The 16,833-nt window shown below is 57.6% G+C and carries 12 protein-coding genes; 8 read left to right on the top strand and 4 right to left on the bottom strand.

What is annotated here, in order from left to right:
* Positions 1–142: 142 nt before the first annotated feature.
* From LG371_RS06125 to ppsA, 3 genes are all read right to left on the bottom strand, one after another.
* Positions 143–1,228: a TerC/Alx family metal homeostasis membrane protein gene (locus LG371_RS06125; RefSeq protein ID WP_067595113.1), complete on the bottom strand. Its 1,086-nt coding sequence runs from the start codon at positions 1,226–1,228 to the stop codon at positions 143–145.
* Positions 1,229–1,314: 86 nt separating this feature from the next.
* The gene (locus LG371_RS06120) at positions 1,315–1,758 is read right to left on the bottom strand and encodes a hypothetical protein (RefSeq protein WP_067595121.1); all 444 of its coding nucleotides are present in this window, start codon (positions 1,756–1,758) and stop codon (positions 1,315–1,317) included.
* 342 nt (positions 1,759–2,100) lie between these two features.
* Positions 2,101–4,494, bottom strand: coding sequence for a phosphoenolpyruvate synthase (gene ppsA / locus LG371_RS06115; protein WP_067595124.1), 2,394 nt, complete (start codon positions 4,492–4,494; stop codon positions 2,101–2,103).
* A 153-nt stretch (positions 4,495–4,647) separates the two neighbouring features.
* Between ppsA and LG371_RS06110 the strand changes: the two genes are divergently transcribed.
* A complete protein-coding gene (locus LG371_RS06110; RefSeq protein WP_082890806.1) occupies positions 4,648–5,472 on the top strand; it encodes a pyruvate, water dikinase regulatory protein in 825 nt (274 codons plus the stop codon).
* A gap of 190 nt (positions 5,473–5,662) precedes the next feature.
* On the opposite strand, the gene LG371_RS06105 is transcribed toward LG371_RS06110, so the two are convergent.
* On the bottom strand, positions 5,663–6,274 hold the full coding sequence (locus tag LG371_RS06105; protein WP_225748021.1) for a DUF4189 domain-containing protein: 612 nt from the start codon (positions 6,272–6,274) through the stop codon (positions 5,663–5,665).
* 308 nt (positions 6,275–6,582) lie between these two features.
* Between LG371_RS06105 and LG371_RS06100 the strand changes: the two genes are divergently transcribed.
* The 7 genes from LG371_RS06100 (at position 6,583) to LG371_RS06070 (ending at position 16,770) form a co-directional block, all read left to right on the top strand.
* A complete protein-coding gene (locus LG371_RS06100; RefSeq protein WP_225748020.1) occupies positions 6,583–8,178 on the top strand; it encodes a glycosyltransferase family 39 protein in 1,596 nt (531 codons plus the stop codon).
* 92 nt (positions 8,179–8,270) lie between these two features.
* Positions 8,271–8,681, top strand: coding sequence for a hypothetical protein (locus LG371_RS06095; RefSeq protein ID WP_067595132.1), 411 nt, complete (start codon positions 8,271–8,273; stop codon positions 8,679–8,681).
* A gap of 72 nt (positions 8,682–8,753) precedes the next feature.
* A complete protein-coding gene (locus LG371_RS06090; RefSeq protein WP_067595135.1) occupies positions 8,754–9,110 on the top strand; it encodes a hypothetical protein in 357 nt (118 codons plus the stop codon).
* 85 nt (positions 9,111–9,195) lie between these two features.
* Entirely contained in the window at positions 9,196–9,909 is a 714-nt protein-coding gene (gene ubiG, locus LG371_RS06085) for a bifunctional 2-polyprenyl-6-hydroxyphenol methylase/3-demethylubiquinol 3-O-methyltransferase UbiG (protein ID WP_067595139.1), read from the top strand.
* A gap of 18 nt (positions 9,910–9,927) precedes the next feature.
* Positions 9,928–10,869: an MBL fold metallo-hydrolase gene (locus LG371_RS06080; RefSeq protein WP_225748019.1), complete on the top strand. Its 942-nt coding sequence runs from the start codon at positions 9,928–9,930 to the stop codon at positions 10,867–10,869.
* Positions 10,870–11,118: 249 nt separating this feature from the next.
* Entirely contained in the window at positions 11,119–12,384 is a 1,266-nt protein-coding gene (locus LG371_RS06075) for a F390 synthetase-related protein (RefSeq protein ID WP_225748018.1), read from the top strand.
* Positions 12,385–12,600: 216 nt separating this feature from the next.
* Complete coding sequence (locus LG371_RS06070; RefSeq protein ID WP_225748017.1) at positions 12,601–16,770, top strand: pilus assembly protein; 4,170 nt, start codon at positions 12,601–12,603, stop codon at positions 16,768–16,770.
* The last annotated feature ends 63 nt before the right edge of the window (positions 16,771–16,833 follow it).

Genomic DNA, 16,833 nt, shown 5'->3' with positions numbered 1-16,833 from the left:
ATATTTTTCAGGTGGCCTTGGATGGGGAAAGGGCTACCTGAAAAAGCCGGCTTCAAGTGCAAACCGTTTTTCAGGTAGCCTTTTGCTTGGCTCGATTATTTTTAGCTTCGCTGCAGCTGGCGCTTTCAGGTAGCCTCTGCGTTTAGGGCTGCTTATCGTCTGCTTCGGCTTTGGGCTTTTCGGGGAACACGAAAGACGCGCCCACGCCCAGCGCCAGCACCACCAACACCACCATCAGCGAAGCATTGGGCGAAATCTCGTAGCCGTGCTGGAACAGGTGCTCGGAGGCGGAGAGGGCGAGCTTGATGGCGATGAAAAACAGCAGTGCCACCACGGCTTTTTCCAAGTGCACCAGCCGCCCGCGCAAGGCTTCGAGCACGAAATACATGGTGCGCAGGCCGAGGATGGCAAACATCATGGCGCTATACACAATCAACGGTTCTTTGGATACGGCAATCACCGCCGGCACGCTGTCGAAGGCAAACATCACGTCGGAAAGCTCGATGATGGCCAGGCACAAAAACAGCGGCGTGGCCACCAGCGCGCCTTTTTTCACCGGCTGCGGATGGTTTTGCTCGGGGTGTTTCAAATCTTCGCCGGCCGGCTCGAGCTGCACGTCGGGGTGCAGGCGGCGAGCTTCTTCCAGCTCGTGCCCGCGCAGGAAGAAGTTGTGCCCGTAGAGGCGCGGCCACACGGGGAAGAAGCGGTGCACCCAGCGGTAGGCCAGGTGTTCGGAATAATCTTCGTTGGCCTCGGCTTCATCGTCGCGGCGCAGCATCATCACCGCCGTCCAGCCCACAATCAGCGCAAACAGGATTTCCACATACGGGCCCAGCGCCAAGAGGCCGGTGCCGATGGCCACGAAAATCAGGCGGAACACAATCGCGCCGATGATGCCCCAATACAGCACGCGGTGGCGCAGCCCCTCGGGAATGTTGAACCAGGAAAACACCGCCATGATCACAAACAGGTTGTCCACCGACAGCACTTTTTCCAGCGCATAGCCGGTGAGGAACAGGCTGGCCATCTCGCTGCCGTGGTGCACCCACAGATAGCCGCCGAACGCCAGCGACACCAACACCCAAAACACCGACCACAGCGCGGCGCTTTTGAGCGACATGGGCTTGTCGCTGCGGTGGGCAAACAAATCAATGGCAATCGCGCCCACGGAGAGCACAACGAATACGGCAACGGTCTCCAGCGGGAAGCCTAAATGGTGGGTGGTCATGGGAGAATCCTTATGGTGGTGTGTGATGGAGGCTACCTGAAAAACACAGGCAGGTTTGGGCGGGAAGCAGGCTACCTGAAAACGGTTTATATCTGCACAAACATTTTGTAATACTCAATCTCGCTGCGCGCAAAGGCAATCACCAGCCGGTCTTCGCCTTTGGGGATTTTCTTGCCGCCCATGCCGCCGATGCATATGCCCAGGTCGGGGAAGGTGAGGTAGTATTCGTCTTCCACATAGTCGTGCTGCGCTTTCCAGGCGGCGATGCTTTCGGCAGAAAACACGGGCAGGCCGTTTAGCGTGGGATGGGTGTGTTTGCTGCAAACGATGGATTTGAGCTGCCTGCCCTCATGCCGGTAGATCAGCTCGCAGGCGGAGCGGTATTCGGTGGTTTGGCGCATGATGTTGTCGATCAGGATGCGGCCGGCTTCGCCCCATTCTTGGTTGATGTCTTCGAAAGTGGCGTCCAAACGGAAAATCTCCGAGCCGGTGATTACCGATTCGAATGGTGTGATGATGAAATCGTTCATGGCGTCGGGTGTTTCACGGGAAGGGTGTGTGTAGAGGCTACCTGAAATTTTAGCTTCGCAGAAACTTCACTGCGTTGCGTTTTAGCTTCGCAGAAACTCGTTGCGCTCGTTTTAGCTTCGCAGAAACTCGCTGCGCTCGTTTTCAGGTAGCCTTTCGCAGGGCGGCATTGTAATTCAAGCGGCGGGCGGCGGCAGCAAATTTTGCATATTGCTGCAAAAGGCGCTCGGCTTGCCTGCGGTTTGCCTCCTTGGCATAAAAGGCTACCTGAAAACACGGCACAGCTTATTTTCTGTGCGGCTAAAGTTTTCAGGTAGCCTTTGCTTAGCGCTTTTCAGCCGGGCTTACTGCTTGGGCGGCAGCTCTTTGGAGAGGTAGAGCCAGGTTTCGATCACCGTGTCCGGGTTGAGCGAAATGGTTTCGATGCCTTGCTCAACCAGCCATTTGGCGAAGTCGGGGTGGTCGGACGGGCCTTGGCCGCAGATGCCGATGTATTTGTTCAGCTTGCGGCAGGCTTTGATGGCCAGGTGCAGCATCACTTTCACCGCCGGGTCGCGCTCGTCGAAGGTGCCGGCAATCGGGCCGCCGCTGTCGCGGTCCACGCCGATGGTGAGCTGGGTCATGTCGTTGGAGCCGATGGAGAAGCCGTCGAAGTATTTCAGATATTGTTCGGCCAGCACGGCGTTGGTGGGCAGCTCGCACATCATGATCAGGCGCAGGCCGTTTTTGCCGCGTTCGAGGCCGTTTTCCTTCAGCAGGCGGATCACGGCTTCGGCTTCGTTCAGGGTGCGCACGAAGGGAATCATGATTTCCACGTTGGTGAGACCCATTTCGTCGCGCACGTGTTTGAGCGCTTTGCATTCGAGGGCGAAGCAGTCTTTGAAATCGGGCGAAACGTAGCGGGCGGCGCCGCGGTAGCCGAGCATGGGGTTTTCTTCGTGCGGCTCATACAGGTTGCCGCCGAGCAGGTTGGCATACTCGTTGGATTTGAAGTCGGAAGTGCGCACGATCACCTTTTTCGGATACACGGAGGCGGCGATGGTGGCGATGCCTTCGGCCAGCTTGTCGATGTAGAAATCCACCGGCGAGGCGTAGCCGGAAATGCGGTCGGTGATTTGGGCTTGCAGCTCGGCGTCTTGGCGGTCGAATTCGAGCAGGGCGCGCGGGTGGATGCCGATTTGGCGGTTGATGATGAATTCCATGCGCGCCAGGCCGATGCCTTCGCTGGGCAGGCTGGAGAAGCCGAAGGAAAGCTCGGGGTTGCCCACGTTCATCATGATTTTCACCGGCGAGGCAGGCATGTTGTCGAGCGCCAGGTCGATGATTTCCACTTTCAGGAGGCCGTCGTAAATCAGGCCGGTGTCGCCTTCGGCGCAGGATACGGTAACGCTCTGGCCGCTGGTGAGCACCTCGGTGGCGTCGCCGCAGCCCACTACCGCCGGAATGCCCAGCTCGCGGGCGATGATGGCGGCGTGGCAGGTGCGACCGCCGCGGTTGGTGACGATGGCGGAGGCGCGTTTCATCACCGGCTCCCAATCTGGGTCGGTCATGTCGGTTACCAATACGTCGCCGGACTGCACTTGGTCCATTTCGGCGGCGGTTTTGATCAGGCGCACGGTGCCTTGGCCGATTTTCTGGCCGATGGCGCGGCCTTCGCACAATACGGCGGATTTTTCTTCGATGCGGTAGCGGCGCAGGGTGCTGTTGCGCTCTTCCTGAGATTTCACGGTTTCGGGGCGGGCTTGCAGGATGTAGAGCTTGCCGTCCAGGCCGTCGCGGCCCCATTCGATGTCCATCGGGCGGCCGTAGTGCTCTTCGATAATCAGCGCGTATTTGGCCAGCTCGGTCACTTCTTCGTCGCTGATGGAGAAGCGTTTGCGCTCGGCTTCGTCCACGTCCACCACCTGCACGGATTTGCCGGTTTCGGCGGTGTCGGAGAAGATCATCTTAATCAGTTTGGAGCCCATGGTTTTGCGCAGGATGGCGGGGCGGCCTTGGCGCAGGATGGGTTTGTGTACATAGAATTCATCGGGGTTCACCGCGCCCTGTACCACGGTTTCGCCCAGGCCGTAGGAGGCGGTAACGAACACCACTTGGTCGAAGCCGGATTCGGTGTCGATGGTAAACATCACGCCGGAAGCGCCGCTGTCGGAGCGCACCATGCGCTGCACGCCGGCAGACAAGGCCACCACGTCGTGCGCGAAGCCTTTGTGCACGCGGTAGGAGATGGCGCGGTCGTTGTAGAGCGAGGCGAACACGTGGTGCATGGCTTCTTTCACGTTGTCCAGGCCTTGAATATTGAGGAAGGTTTCCTGTTGTCCGGCAAAGGAGGCGTCGGGCAAGTCTTCGGCGGTGGCGGAGGAGCGCACGGCCACGGAGATTTGGTCGGTGCCGGCGTCGGCCACGAGTTTGTCCCACGCGGTTTTGATATCGGCTTCCAGCTCGGCGGGGAAGGGGGTGTCCAAAATCCACTGGCGGATTTGCGCGCCCACGCGTGCCAGCTCGGCCACGTCGTCCACATCCAAGGCGGCCAGCGCGGCGGAGATGCGCTCGTTCAGCCCGTTGTGCGATAAAAACGCGCGGTAGGCTTCGGCCGTGGTGGCAAAGCCGCCGGGCACGCGCACGCCTTTTTCAGCCAGCTGGCTGATCATTTCGCCCAGGGAGGCGTTTTTGCCGCCCACCTGTTCCACGTCGGTCATACGCAGATTTTCAAACCAGATTACATTGTTGCCAGACATGTTCTATTCCATCCTATATATGTGATTGAGGGAAAGCGCGGCTATTTTAGCCGCTGGGCGTGCTTCTGTCATGCCCCGTGCGCGGGAAGCTGCTAGAATACGGCGTTTGTTTGATTGATCTGCCCGCTGAAGGCTACCTGAAAGGAAAAAACCATGCCGCCCTGCACCCGCCACGCTATTTTCATCTCCGACCGCACCGGCCTCACCGCCGAGGGCATGGGCGACGCCCTGCTCAACCAGTTCGACAACATCGAATTCAAACGCTTCACCTACCCCTTCATCGACACCCCGGAAAAAGCCGAGCGCATCGTGGCTGAAGTAAACAAAATCGCCAGCGGCTGCAACCTGCGCCCCATCATCTTCACCAGTATCGTAAACGAAGACATCCGCCACATCATTAGAAACTGCAACGGCCTGCACCTGAGCTTTTTCGACGCCTTCATCAACAAGCTCGAAGAAGAGCTCGGCACCCAGGCCGTGCTGCAAGTGGGGCGCACCCACGGCATCCAAGACACCGAGCGCTACGACGCCCGCATGGAAGCCGTAAACTTCTCCCTCAACCACGACGACGGCGTATCCGCCAAAGACCTGGCCGATGCCGACGTAATCCTCATGGGCGTATCCCGCAGCGGCAAAACCCCCACCTGCCTCTACCTCGCCCTACAATACGGCATCCGCGCCGCCAACTACCCGCTCACCCCCGATGATTTGGACAGCACCGACCTGCCGCGCATGGTGAAGCCCTACAAAGGCAAAATCTTCGGCCTCACCATCGACCCCGCCCGGTTGCACCACATCCGCACCGAGCGCCGCCCCAACTCCCAATACGCCAGCCCCGAAAACTGCCGGCGCGAAGTGCACGAAGCCGAATCCATGTTCCGCCAGCACAACATCCCCCACACCAGCACCACCCACAAATCCGTGGAAGAGCTCGCCGCCGGCATCATGCAGGCCTGCAAACTGCAACGGCGCACGTAAACCCTGCCGCAGTGTGAACAAAAGGCTACCTGAAAACGAGCTTCGCGAGTTTCTGCGCAGCTAAAATTTTCAGGTAGCCTTTATCCTTTGACTGGCGGTGACGGATGGCCTGCCGAGAACAAGTACGACAAAAGGCTACCTGAAAACTGAAACATGGTTTCAGGTAGCCTGTTGGTTGGCTGCCGCGGATTCAGCGCTGGCCGTAGATGCTGTAATCGTAGCCGGTACATAAAGGTTTGCGCACTTGCCAATAGCTGCAATTGCCCGCGTCGTGCCGCGCTTCGCAGGAATGCATGGCTTTGGCGGCCGCCTGCCGGTCGTTTTTGTCTAAGGCAACGAAGATGTCTGCCGCCGATTTTGCGCGGCTGTCGGGCTCCACCACGGCTGCGCAGGTGTTGGCAAAGGTTTTAATTACTCGGCAGTTGGCGGAGCGGCATTGCCGCAGGGCTTCTTCCACGGCTCGGCGTTCCGATGCATAGCCGCCGCTCCACATAGATTGGCGGGTGTCGAAATCGTAGGCGATGGCCATATAAAACGGCGTGCGGCGCAATTGGGCGATTTCGGCCTGCACCTGCGCCTCGCGCCGCTCCCAAGCGCGCACTTCGGCGGCGGAGGGGCCGCTCGGGGCAGTTCGCCGATTATTCTGCTGCTGTTGGTAATACATACCGAGTTCGTTTTGCTGCCGCTGGAACTCTTGTTGCTGAATTTGCGCTGGTGTGGGTTGTGCCCAAGCCGCGCCCGCGCCGCATAGCAGCAGCGCCGCCAATACGCCCGCCGCCGTGTGGGTGATGTTCTGTTTCATCTTGCCGCTCCTGTTTGCAAAGGGGGAAAAGGGGTGTTTCCGCTGGCGGGATTGTAACAAAAAACAAAATCTTGTATAGCGCTGCCCGCTGCTTGGAGGCTACCTGAAAAATAAGCCCGCAGCTTGGGCATGAATGCCCAGCCTGCCGCGAGCCAATGCGGCAAATAAAGGCTACCTGAAAACGTGAACTTCAATGCAGCTAAAACCCTATCTCGGTTTTCAGGTAGCCTCCTTATCCTGCGCCTCTGCCACCGCAGGCAGTTTGCTATACAATAGCGCCCAATCCGAATTTCCCCGCTGGACACCCCATGCTAACCTACCTCCCGCCCGAGCAACGCCCCGCCCCGCCCACTTACGAGCGGCCTTGGCTTTTGCTGCTGCTGGCTTTCGTTTGGCTGTGGCCGGGCGTGTTTGCCCACGATTTGTGGCAAGACGAGCCGCAGGTGTATGCCGTGATCCGGCAGGTGCTGGAGGGCGGGCAGTGGTGGCTGCCGCTGGATGGCGACGTGCTGCATTGGGATGTGCCGCCCTTGTATGTGTGGCTCTCGGCGCTGTTTGTGAAGCTGTTCGGGCGGCTGCCGCCTTATGAGGCGGTGCGCATGGTGAACGCGGCGCTGGCGGCGGTGTCGATGGCGGCCATGGGCGGGGCGGGGCGGATGCTCTTGGGGAGGCGCAACGGGCGCACGGCGGTGCTGGTGCTCATCGGCTGCCCGGGCTTGCTGATGATGAGCCACTTCGTGGGCGGGCAAATCGTTGCCCTGTGCGGCTTGAGCCTGAGCTTTTATGCGCTGGCGATGGCGCGGCAGAAAACGGTGAAGGCGATTGTGCTCACGCTCTTGGGCTGGACGGTGCTCTCGCTTTCCGGCAGCCTGGTGCCGCTTTTGGGCGTGATGCTCACCACGGCGCTGTTGCCGCTAGACAAGCATTGGCACAATAAGCGCTTCTGGCTCACGCTTTTGGCGGCGGCGGGGCTCACGCTGCCCTTGCTGTTTGTGTGGCCGCTGGTGCTCAACGGCTTGTCGCCCGAGGCTTTTGCGCAATGGTGGCGGTATCATGCGCTCGCGCCCTTCGGCGGATTCGGCCGGCTGGGTTTTAATTTTTCCGCTGGCTATTATCTGAAAAACCTGCTGTGGTTTGCCTTCCCGGCCTGGCCGCTGGCCTTGTGGACGCTCTACCGCCAGCGCCGCCTGCCGCGCCACGGCTGGAACAGCTTGTGTGTGATTTGGCTGCTGGTGTTCGGCTTGCTGCTGGCCGTTTCGCCGCAGCGCAATGAAGACAGGCTGCTGGTGTTGCTGCCGCCTTTGGTGTTGGCGGCGGCGGCGCAGGCCGACCAGCTGCGGCGCGGCGCGGCGGCGTTTTTCAACTGGTTCGGCATCATGACGTTCGGCTCGCTGGCGCTGTTTGTGTGGCTCGGCTTTTTTGCCATGAATTTCGGCTGGCCGGCCAAGCTGGCCGAGCGGGCGGCTTATTTCAGCCCGTATTATCAGCGTGATATCGATTATTTTCCGGTGATTGTGGCGGTGTTGTTCACGCCGGTGTGGCTGCTGGCCATCACGCGCAAATATGTGCGCGGGCGGCAGGCGGTTACCAATTGGGCGGCGGGGCTCACGCTGTGCTGGTCGCTCATCCTCACGCTGTTCCTGCCCTGGCTGGATGCGGCCAAAAGCTACCGCCCCGTGGTGGAGCGGCTGGAAGCGGCGCTGCCCGCCGATGCCTGCGTGTCTGCCCAGCATCCCGTGGTGCGGCACGCCTGGCAGGAATACGGCCGATACCCGCTGGGCGAGGATTGCCGCTTTGTGGCCACCCTGCGCCGCGACGCTGTGCCAGAGGCCGCCGAGCTGGCCGTGGCCGCCCGCCCGCGCGAGAAGCACGAAGCCTTTGTGTTGTGGCAGCGGGATGAATAGTTTAGAGGCTACCTGAAAACAGACGGCAGCATTTTCAGGTAGCCTTTCCATCACCCCCATCGCTGCCGAAACCAACCGCAAAAGGAAACATCATGCTCACATTCAATACCAAACTGCTCCTGGCCGCCATCGCGCTGCCAGCCTTGGCCGGCTGTGCCGCATCATCATCTGCCCCGCAGAGCCAGCCGCAAGCCGCCGCCCGGCCTGCCGCACAAGCCGACCGCCAGCAATGCCTGAACTACCTGATCGACGGCTTCAAGCTCTCCACCTTCGTTACCGGCGACTGCCAAACCAACGCACGCGATACCGAGCGCTACCGCGCCGTGGTGGAAAGCGTGCGCCAGCGCTTCGCCGACAGCGGCTGCCCCAGCGTGGTGAAACGCGAAGAGTTGCGCCCCCTTATCCGCCGCGAGCTTAGCCGCGTGCCCGGCAACGCACGGCAATACTGCGCCGCCATCAAAACCGAAATGCCCGCCATCGAACAGCGCTACCGCAGCCGTTAAACCAAAGGCTACCTGAAATTTCAGCTAACCTCTCAATCCAACCGAAACTGTAATATATATAAGGAAACCCAAATGAAAGCCCACCATCTCGCCCTGCTCGCCGCCGCCTTCCTGCCCGCGCTGGCGCAGGCCGCCCCCGCCCAAGCCAGCAAACAGCAATGCCAAGGCTACCTGAAAGACAGCTTCGACATCATGATTTACGCCACCACCTGCCAGCCCGATGCCGCGCAAGACAACCGCTACAAAGTCGCCTTCCAAACCATCATCGAGGAGCTCAACCAAAGCAGCTGTGAACGCGTGCTCAGCGCCGACGAAGCCAAAGCCTTCCTGAGCCGCCAAACCGAAGGCAAACAGCCGCCGCAATACTGCGCCGCCATCCGAGATTCCGTGCAGCGCAGCCTGCAACGCTACGGCAGCGGCAGCCGCTAAGCCCCTGTTTTTCAGCTAGCCTTCCCGCCCCAATCAGCCTACCTGAAAACGGCAGCCGCCCCGCCCAACCCATCAGGAGAACCGCATGACCCAAGCCCGCAACGTCGATGCCACCGAAATCGACAAATTCAGCCGCCTCGCCGCCCAATGGTGGAACCCCGAAGGCGAGTTCAAATCCCTGCACGACATCAACCCCCTGCGCCTCGGCTTTATCCGCGAACACAGCGGTGGGCTGACTGGTAAAAATGTGCTCGACGTGGGTTGCGGCGGCGGCATCCTCAGTGAAGCCCTCGCCCGCGAAGCCGCGCAGGCGCTCGGCATCGACATGGCCGAAAAATCCCTTCAGGTAGCCCAAGCCCACGCCGAGCAGCAAGGGCTGGCCAACCTGCAATACCGCTGCGTGAGCGTAGAAGAGCTCGCCGCCGAGCAGCCCGCCGCCTATGACGTGGTCACCTGCATGGAAATGCTCGAGCACGTGCCCGACCCCGCTTCCGTGATTGCCGCCTGCGCCCGGCTCGCCAAGCCCGGCGGCAGCGTGTTTTTCTCCACCCTCAGCCGCACCGCCAAATCCTACGCCCAAGCGATTGTGGCCGCCGAATATGTGCTCGGCCTGGTGGCCAAGGGCACGCACGATTGGCAGCGCTTCATCAACCCCGCCGACCTCGCCCGCCTCTGCCGCCAAGCCGGGCTGGATGTGGCCGCCGCCAGCGGCCTCACCTACAACCCGCTCACCCGCCGCTACCGCCTCTGCCGCCAAACCGATGTGAACTATATGATTGCCTGCCGCGCGGCGGGTTGATTGCGGATGCCGCGCCAAATGGTAGCGCCAGCAGGCTGCACGGCGCTAATTGCACACTCTGCCGCCAATTTTTCAGGTAGCCTCCCGCCGCCTGGAGGCTACCTGAAAAATAAACAGCCGTTATCCAACACATCCACCAGCCAATCATCCAACAACATGGCCAAAATCCACTTCTTCAGCGCCGGATACTGCACCCACCCCGCCTGCGTGGCGGTGCGCGGGGCGGGCTGGCGCGCCTGCGAGTTTCCCGCGCGCGTGTTCCTATTCGAAGTGCGCGGCCGCTTCTGGCTGTGGGACACGGGCTATGCCAACCATTTTTTCGATGCCGCGCGCGGCGTATACCGGCTCTACCGCTGGGTAACGCCCGTGTATTTTTCGCCCGAGCAGGGCATGGCGGCGCAGTTGGCCGCCCAAGGGCTGCGCGCCCGCGATTTGAGCGGCATCATCCTCTCGCATTTTCATGGCGACCACATCGCCGGCTTGAAAGATTTTCCCGCCGTGCCGCTGATTGCCTCGGGCGAAGGCTGGGCGAAAATCCGCCGCCTGCGCGGCCTGCCCGCCCTGCTCAAAGGCTTCCTGCCCGATTTAATGCCGCAGGATGTGGAAAGCCGCCTGCTGGCCGCCGAAGCCTTTGCCGTGCAGAGGCTACCTGAAAACTTGAAACCGTTTGAACGCGGCTGGGCGCTGCCCGAAAGCGGCGGCGAAATCGTGCTGCTGCCGCTGCCCGGCCACGCGGCCGGCCACTTGGGCGCCTTTGTGCACACCGAGCGCGGCTGGGTGCTGCTGGCCGCCGATGCCGCCTGGTCGCAACGCAATTTCCGCGCAGGCCGCCCGCCCGCCGCCGTGAGCCGCCTGATTATGGACGATGCCGCCGCCTTCCAAAACACGTTAAACCAGCTCGCCGCGCTTAGTCCGCAAATCCCCGTGTACCTCAGCCACGAGCTGGAAGAGGCTACCTGAAAACAATGTTGCAACGCAGTTCAAACGCAGCTTGGCGGCGTTTTGCCCAGCCTACATGGCAGCGGAAAGTTTCAGGTAGCCTTCCTGCGCAAAAGGTTACCTGAAAAAGTATTGCCAAGCAGTTAAACCGATTAAAAGCAAAGCAACTATTCTGTTTTCAGGTAGCCCCCAACGCCATAAGGCTACCTGAAAACGAACGCAGTGAGTTTCTGCGAAACTAAAAATCCCAACCCATCCCGAAAGCCCGCCATGCGCCTGCTGCCCCTGCTCACCGCCTACCACCGCGCCCGCCGCCTGCGTTTCACCAGCCGCCCCGCCTTGGAGCAATACCAACAGCAACAGCTGCAACGCTTCTTCGCGCGCACCCTCAGCTGCAGCCCCTATTTCTCGGGCTACCTGAAAAAGCCGTTCGCCCAATGGCCGCAGATGGATAAGGCGCTGATGATGCAGGAATTCAGCCGCATGAATACCGCCGGCCTAAACCGCGAGGCAGCCATGGCGCTCGCTTTGCAGGCCGAGCAGAGCCGCGATTTTTCGCCCACGGTAAACGGCATCAGCATCGGCCTGTCTTCTGGCACGTCGGGCATGCGCGGGCTGTTTGCCGTGTCGCCGCGCGAACAGGCGGTGTGGGCGGGCATTATGTTGGCCAAAATGCTGCCGAACGGCCTTTTGAGCGGCGAGCGTGTGGCGCTGTTTCTGCGTGCCGGCAGCAATCTTTATCAGGCGGTGAGAACGCCCTGCCTGTCGTTTGCCTATTATGATTTGTTCCGCCCGTTTGCCGATTTGCTGGCCGAGGCCGAGCGCCAGCAGCCCACCATCGTGGTGGCGCCGGCGCAGGTGTTGGCGGCCTTGGCGGAGGCGGTGCGGGCAGGGCGGCTGAAACTGGCACCGAAGAAGGTGGTGTCGGCGGCGGAAGTGTTGGGCGCGGCGGAGCGCGAGTTTATCCGCAGCGTGTTTCCCAATCTGCACGAGGTATACCAAGCCACCGAAGGCTTCCTCGCCGCCACCTGCGCACACGGGCGGCTGCATCTGAACGAAGAATTCGTCTATTTCGAACGCGAATGGCTGGATGATGAACGCTTTGTGCCCGTTATCACCGATTTCACGCGACAAACCCAGCCCATCGTGCGCTACCGACTGAACGACGTGCTGGCAGTGAGCCCCGAGCCTTGCCCCTGCGGCAGCGCCTGCACCGTATTGAGCCGCATCGAAGGCCGTTGCGACGATGCGCTGGTGTTCGGGCGGAAAACCCTGTTTGCTGATGCCGTATCGCGCGCCATCGCCCAAATCCTGCCGTGGAATGTCGATTACCGCCTCACCCAAGAGCGGCACATCCTGACCCTTCAGGCCGCTCTCTCTGCCGGGCAGTGGCAAGCCTTCACCACCCACCTCAACGCTTTTTTCGCCACCCAAGGCGTGCCCACACCTAGGCTGGAGTGGCGGCTGGATGCCCGCGCACCGGAGCAGGATTTCACCAAAAAGCGACGGCGGATTGTGTGCGTGGAAGCGGGTTAAGGCCGAAGATCTGGAATTTGGCGCGCCAACCGGTCTCCAGGTCGGGGATGAACGAAAAAAGCTGCGGGAAGCGGCTTTTTTGCTGCTTGGCAGGGGGGATGCCAAGAAATATTGAAGGAGTGTGGTGTGTATGGCAGCGAAATTGCTTGCTACAGGGATACCTGTCTTGGTTTTTCTTTGTGGGAAAACGGGTTATAATAGAAACTGCCAGATAAAGTGAATTCTATTGCTTTTCTTGCGGCGATAGAATTTACCAATGATAGGAAAGCGTTACTTATCTACTCAAGCAATGGAATGACAGAAATGAAAACTCCTAATCTACAAAAACATTTCAAGCCAACCATATTGGCAGCGGCCATTTTCGGCTTCGGCTTCAGCTTCAGCTTTACCACTCAAGCGGCAACCGTGCCTATCAGTAATATTCCCCTGTCGGGCGTAACCATCAAGCATGGCCCGAACATTACCCTTACTCCATCCGTAGAGCACCCGACAGCCGGTGCGGCTTATTCTAATAACGAATTTATAGATGACGGATATCCTACCTTGATAATTGGTAGTAGTCAGGTTCAACGGCAAAATCAATGGAAACGCTATTATCTCGGGTATTTCGATAATACCAAGTGCTATACATTTAAAGAGTATGGTAGCACTAACGGATATTTTGAGGTTTCTTCAAGAGCCAGCACTGATGCTGCAGGCAATGTGGGTTTGTGCCCCGGTAATACTGACGAATATAGTGGCAACTTCCTAAACTGGGCCACGATGTCTGCCGTGGATATTTTCCGCTATTCTCTAACTGGCGGTAACCGGGCGCGCGGTATGGGCAATGATCCAACTAACTATGAGGCCGGCGATACGACTAGCAGTACATTCCTACGCCGAGCTTATGTGAATCCGCGTCAACAGCAGAACGGTCAGCAACACTTTCGCTTGCGCTTAAGAGCGATTCATATTGCTTCTCCAACCGCTGCAAACTTTATGTTCCTGAAAAGGATTATTCCTGCCAGCATGGTGGACTCTTTTGCCACTACCTCGGATGCGGTTGGTTTGCCTAGGGCGTTGGGTTTCCGCTACTATGCTTCCCCCATCCCTGGTAAACCTTCTTTGCAATCTCCTCAGCAGCAGCCTCAAGTGGCAGCCAGTGAGAAAATCGGCAGACCTAACAAGATCTTCTTTGTGAACGAAAGTTTCTTTGTTACGCCGGTGCGTATGAACCGTGATGGCGCGTTGATGTATCAAGACCGCGATATAATTAATCCCCTCATTGCTCCAGGAGCAACTAAATCCATTGTTAATGTGGCAAAAAACGCCTCTCTTGGTAAAGACAACCTGACGAATTTTTGGCTTCCGGTGGTGGTGAAGGCTTGTGATCCTGGTACTTCCGGCGCATCTAGCTTGCCATCTAACTGCCGTCAATACGGTAGCGTGTACAAACCGGAAGGATTGATGCAGAAGTATGGCCGTGGCTCCGGACCGGATAGCCGCCCTGCGCGTTTCTCCGTTTTTGGCTATCAATTGGCACATACTAATGATGTGAGCGGCGGCGTGTTGCGTGCTCGTATGAAATATCTGGATCGTACGCAAACGGAAAACAATATTACTTATGGTCGGGAGTGGGATGAAAGAACCGGTGTGTTAGCGGTAAATCCAGATAGCGATGATGCTAAACAAACAGGGGTTACCAATAGCGGTGCGATTAACTATATCAATAAATTTGGGGATGCTGGCAATTATAAAGGCTACGATACTGCCGCCGAGCTGTTTTATACCGCTCAGCGCTATCTGCGCCATAAAGGGATGCCTGCCTATTATGAGCAGACTCAGCGTCAATTCGGTATTAATCCTCGTTCAGCCGATGGATTTCCGATGATTTACAACTGGGATGATCCTCTCACTCGCGGCTTGGCTTCTCCAGATGAGGCGCAATGCCGATCTAATACCATGATTCTGATTGGCGATACCTTTACCCACGATGAAAAAGATTTGCCCAATTTTATTCCCAGCAGCGGTGTAAAAGACGATCCTGAAATTAAAACGCAAGAAATTTTATCGAAAATTTTGGATCAGGAGAGATTTAAAGGACTTGGCGGTTCAACATGGGATTGGTCTCGCGGTTCTGGCGGTAAGAATAGGATTCCCTATTCTCCAGCCGGTATTGTTGCTCTGGCCTATTGGGGTAGAACTCAAGATATCCGAACAGATATTACAGGTAATCAACATATCAATACTTTCATGATTGATGTGCTGGAAAACGGTAAAGGCCGTTTTGAGCAGAATGATGAGAACTCAATCGGTAATGCTTATTATTGGGCAGCAAAATATGGCGGTTTTAACTATGCACCTGATGATCCTAAAAATCCTGTTGTGATGCCGAATGACTCTCGCGGCAGTTGGACTGCTGATGCGCCAGGAGTCAGCAGCTCACCGATATTGTTCCCTGAAGGGATGCCGAGAAACTTCGCCTTAGGTAACAGCCCGGAAAATATGATGCAGGCTTTGGAAGATGCATTTAAAAAAGCCAATGAATATACTGATCCATCCCAAGCATTTGTGGGAGTAACTGAGCATCAGAATGAAACGCTGAAAATCGGTAACTCACTTGGTTTGCAGTCTTCTTATAACGTGGATGAACTGTCGGGCGATGTGATTGCACAGAGAATCGGCTTGCAAGGGAATGGCTTAACTTTTACTCCTGCATGGCGTGCTTCTTCTAAGTTAGAAGTATTCCATACAGCCACAGGTTGGGGCTCCCGCAAGTTGTTTACCGAAAGTACCAGTGGCAGTACTGTACAGTTTACTCCCGGAAATGCAGCAGCTTTCTCTAGCGCGATGAATGCCGGCGCTTCTGCTAATAGCCTGATTCAGTACACATTGGGTGATCCGAGCTTAGAAGGCTCTGCTTGGCGCAAACGCGAGAGAGGCTTGCTGGGCACCATCATCAATTCCGGTGTGCAGCCTATCTTGCCGCCGCAGCAGAAACCTAATGGTTGTGAATACGCCAATAGGAATATCACCGTTCGTCCCAACTTCTATGCCACGGCCTCCAATGCTGGTGTGTTGCATATCTTGAATCAGGATGGCGGTGAAGTGATGGGCTATATCCCGTCTACTGCGTTGCCAAAACTGTATAGCTTGTCGTTGCGTACAGATAACCCGCAGCATCAGTATTTGAATGATGGTACGCCGGTTACAGGCGAAGTTTGCTTCGGCAACACGGCAAAATCCATCGTGGTGGGCTCGGCAGGCCGTGGTGGTGCTTCGGTGTATGCCTTGGATGTTACCAATTTGAGTAACCCCAGCGCGTCTAATGTGCTATGGGAATTCTCAAATGCCGATGATCCCGATTTGGGCTTAACCGTTGGCAAACCGACTATTGCCAAAGATAAAGACAACAATCCGATTGTGATCTTTAGCAGCGGTGTAAACAGCAATTCCAACAGCGGCTACCTGTATATTTTGCGCGCCGATAATAATAGTGGTGTTTGGCAGCTTAATCGCAACTACTGGAAAGTGCCGTTGGGTCAGGAAGGTGTGGGTGAACCTACAATCTATGACCAAAATGGCGACGATATTCCGGAAGCCGTGTTTGTTGGCGATTTGAGCGGCAAAATGTGGCGAGTGAACTATGATGCCACTAGTAGCACTTGGGCTAAGGCTTATAACAACCAGCCCCTGTACACCCCCAGCGGCACAGGCTCACCGATTACGGCTGCTCCGACAGTGGTGCAAACCGGTGGTCACCTGTATGTGATTGCGGGTACCGGCCAGTATTTCTCACTGAATGACGTTGCGCCGGGCGTGCAGAACTATGCGCTGGGCCTCTTCGCCGAACAAGGGCCGATTAGCGATAACGATTTGTTGGGGCAGAGCATTGGTAGCAGTGAAGATGTTGATGCTATTTATTCAACCAACAAAAACCTGCAGCAGAAACTTTATCAGGTGACCCAAAATGCCTTGCAGAGCCACCATAAAGGCTGGCGCTTAACGCTGCTCCCGGGTCAGGCCATTGTGTCTCAGCCTGGTGTGAGGGCGAACCGTGTGGCTACCTTTACGGCAGTACGCAGCCTTCCGAATAGCACCAATGTGTGTAAAGCAAACGGTGCCACGGCATTGATTGCAGTGGATCTGCAAACTGGTGGTCAGTACAATCTGCCGGCATTCGATACCAACAAAGACGGCCGCTTTGATGGCGCCGATAAATTGGGCGGTATGCTGGAAGTGGGTGGTATCATGGCTCCGGTTGGTACTGCTAAAGAGGCTGTAGTGGCTGGCCAACGCAGTATCCGTAATATCCTTGCTGGTGATACTGGTCTTATGGAGGCACCGACCAACACCTTTGAAACTGCCCTCATCCGCCGCATCTCTTGGCGTGAGATTTTCGACTAATTCTGCTTCGCCAAATGCAAAGCCGTCTGAATGTTCAGACGGCTTTTTTGTGGACAGCCGGAT

The sequence above is a fragment of the Eikenella sp. Marseille-P7795 genome, assembly GCF_916618725.1.
In the GTDB taxonomy this organism is placed as follows: Bacteria; Pseudomonadota; Gammaproteobacteria; order Burkholderiales; family Neisseriaceae; genus Eikenella; species Eikenella longinqua.
This window is presented reverse-complemented; position numbering and strand designations above follow the sequence as displayed.

Bases quoted from the DNA above. Each gene is read 5' to 3' on its own strand.
- ubiG (WP_067595139.1), top strand. From the start codon at position 9,196: ATGACCCAAGCCCGCAACGTCGATGCCACCGAAATCGACAAATTCAGC.
- LG371_RS06125 (WP_067595113.1), bottom strand. From the start codon at position 1,228: ATGACCACCCACCATTTAGGCTTCCCGCTGGAGACCGTTGCCGTATTC.
- LG371_RS06095 (WP_067595132.1), top strand. From the start codon at position 8,271: ATGCTCACATTCAATACCAAACTGCTCCTGGCCGCCATCGCGCTGCCA.
- LG371_RS06110 (WP_082890806.1), top strand. From the start codon at position 4,648: ATGCCGCCCTGCACCCGCCACGCTATTTTCATCTCCGACCGCACCGGC.
- LG371_RS06090 (WP_067595135.1), top strand. From the start codon at position 8,754: ATGAAAGCCCACCATCTCGCCCTGCTCGCCGCCGCCTTCCTGCCCGCG.
- LG371_RS06105 (WP_225748021.1), bottom strand. From the start codon at position 6,274: ATGAAACAGAACATCACCCACACGGCGGCGGGCGTATTGGCGGCGCTG.
- ppsA (WP_067595124.1), bottom strand. From the start codon at position 4,494: ATGTCTGGCAACAATGTAATCTGGTTTGAAAATCTGCGTATGACCGAC.
- LG371_RS06120 (WP_067595121.1), bottom strand. From the start codon at position 1,758: ATGAACGATTTCATCATCACACCATTCGAATCGGTAATCACCGGCTCG.
- LG371_RS06100 (WP_225748020.1), top strand. From the start codon at position 6,583: ATGCTAACCTACCTCCCGCCCGAGCAACGCCCCGCCCCGCCCACTTAC.
- LG371_RS06080 (WP_225748019.1), top strand. From the start codon at position 9,928: ATGGTAGCGCCAGCAGGCTGCACGGCGCTAATTGCACACTCTGCCGCC.
- LG371_RS06075 (WP_225748018.1), top strand. From the start codon at position 11,119: ATGCGCCTGCTGCCCCTGCTCACCGCCTACCACCGCGCCCGCCGCCTG.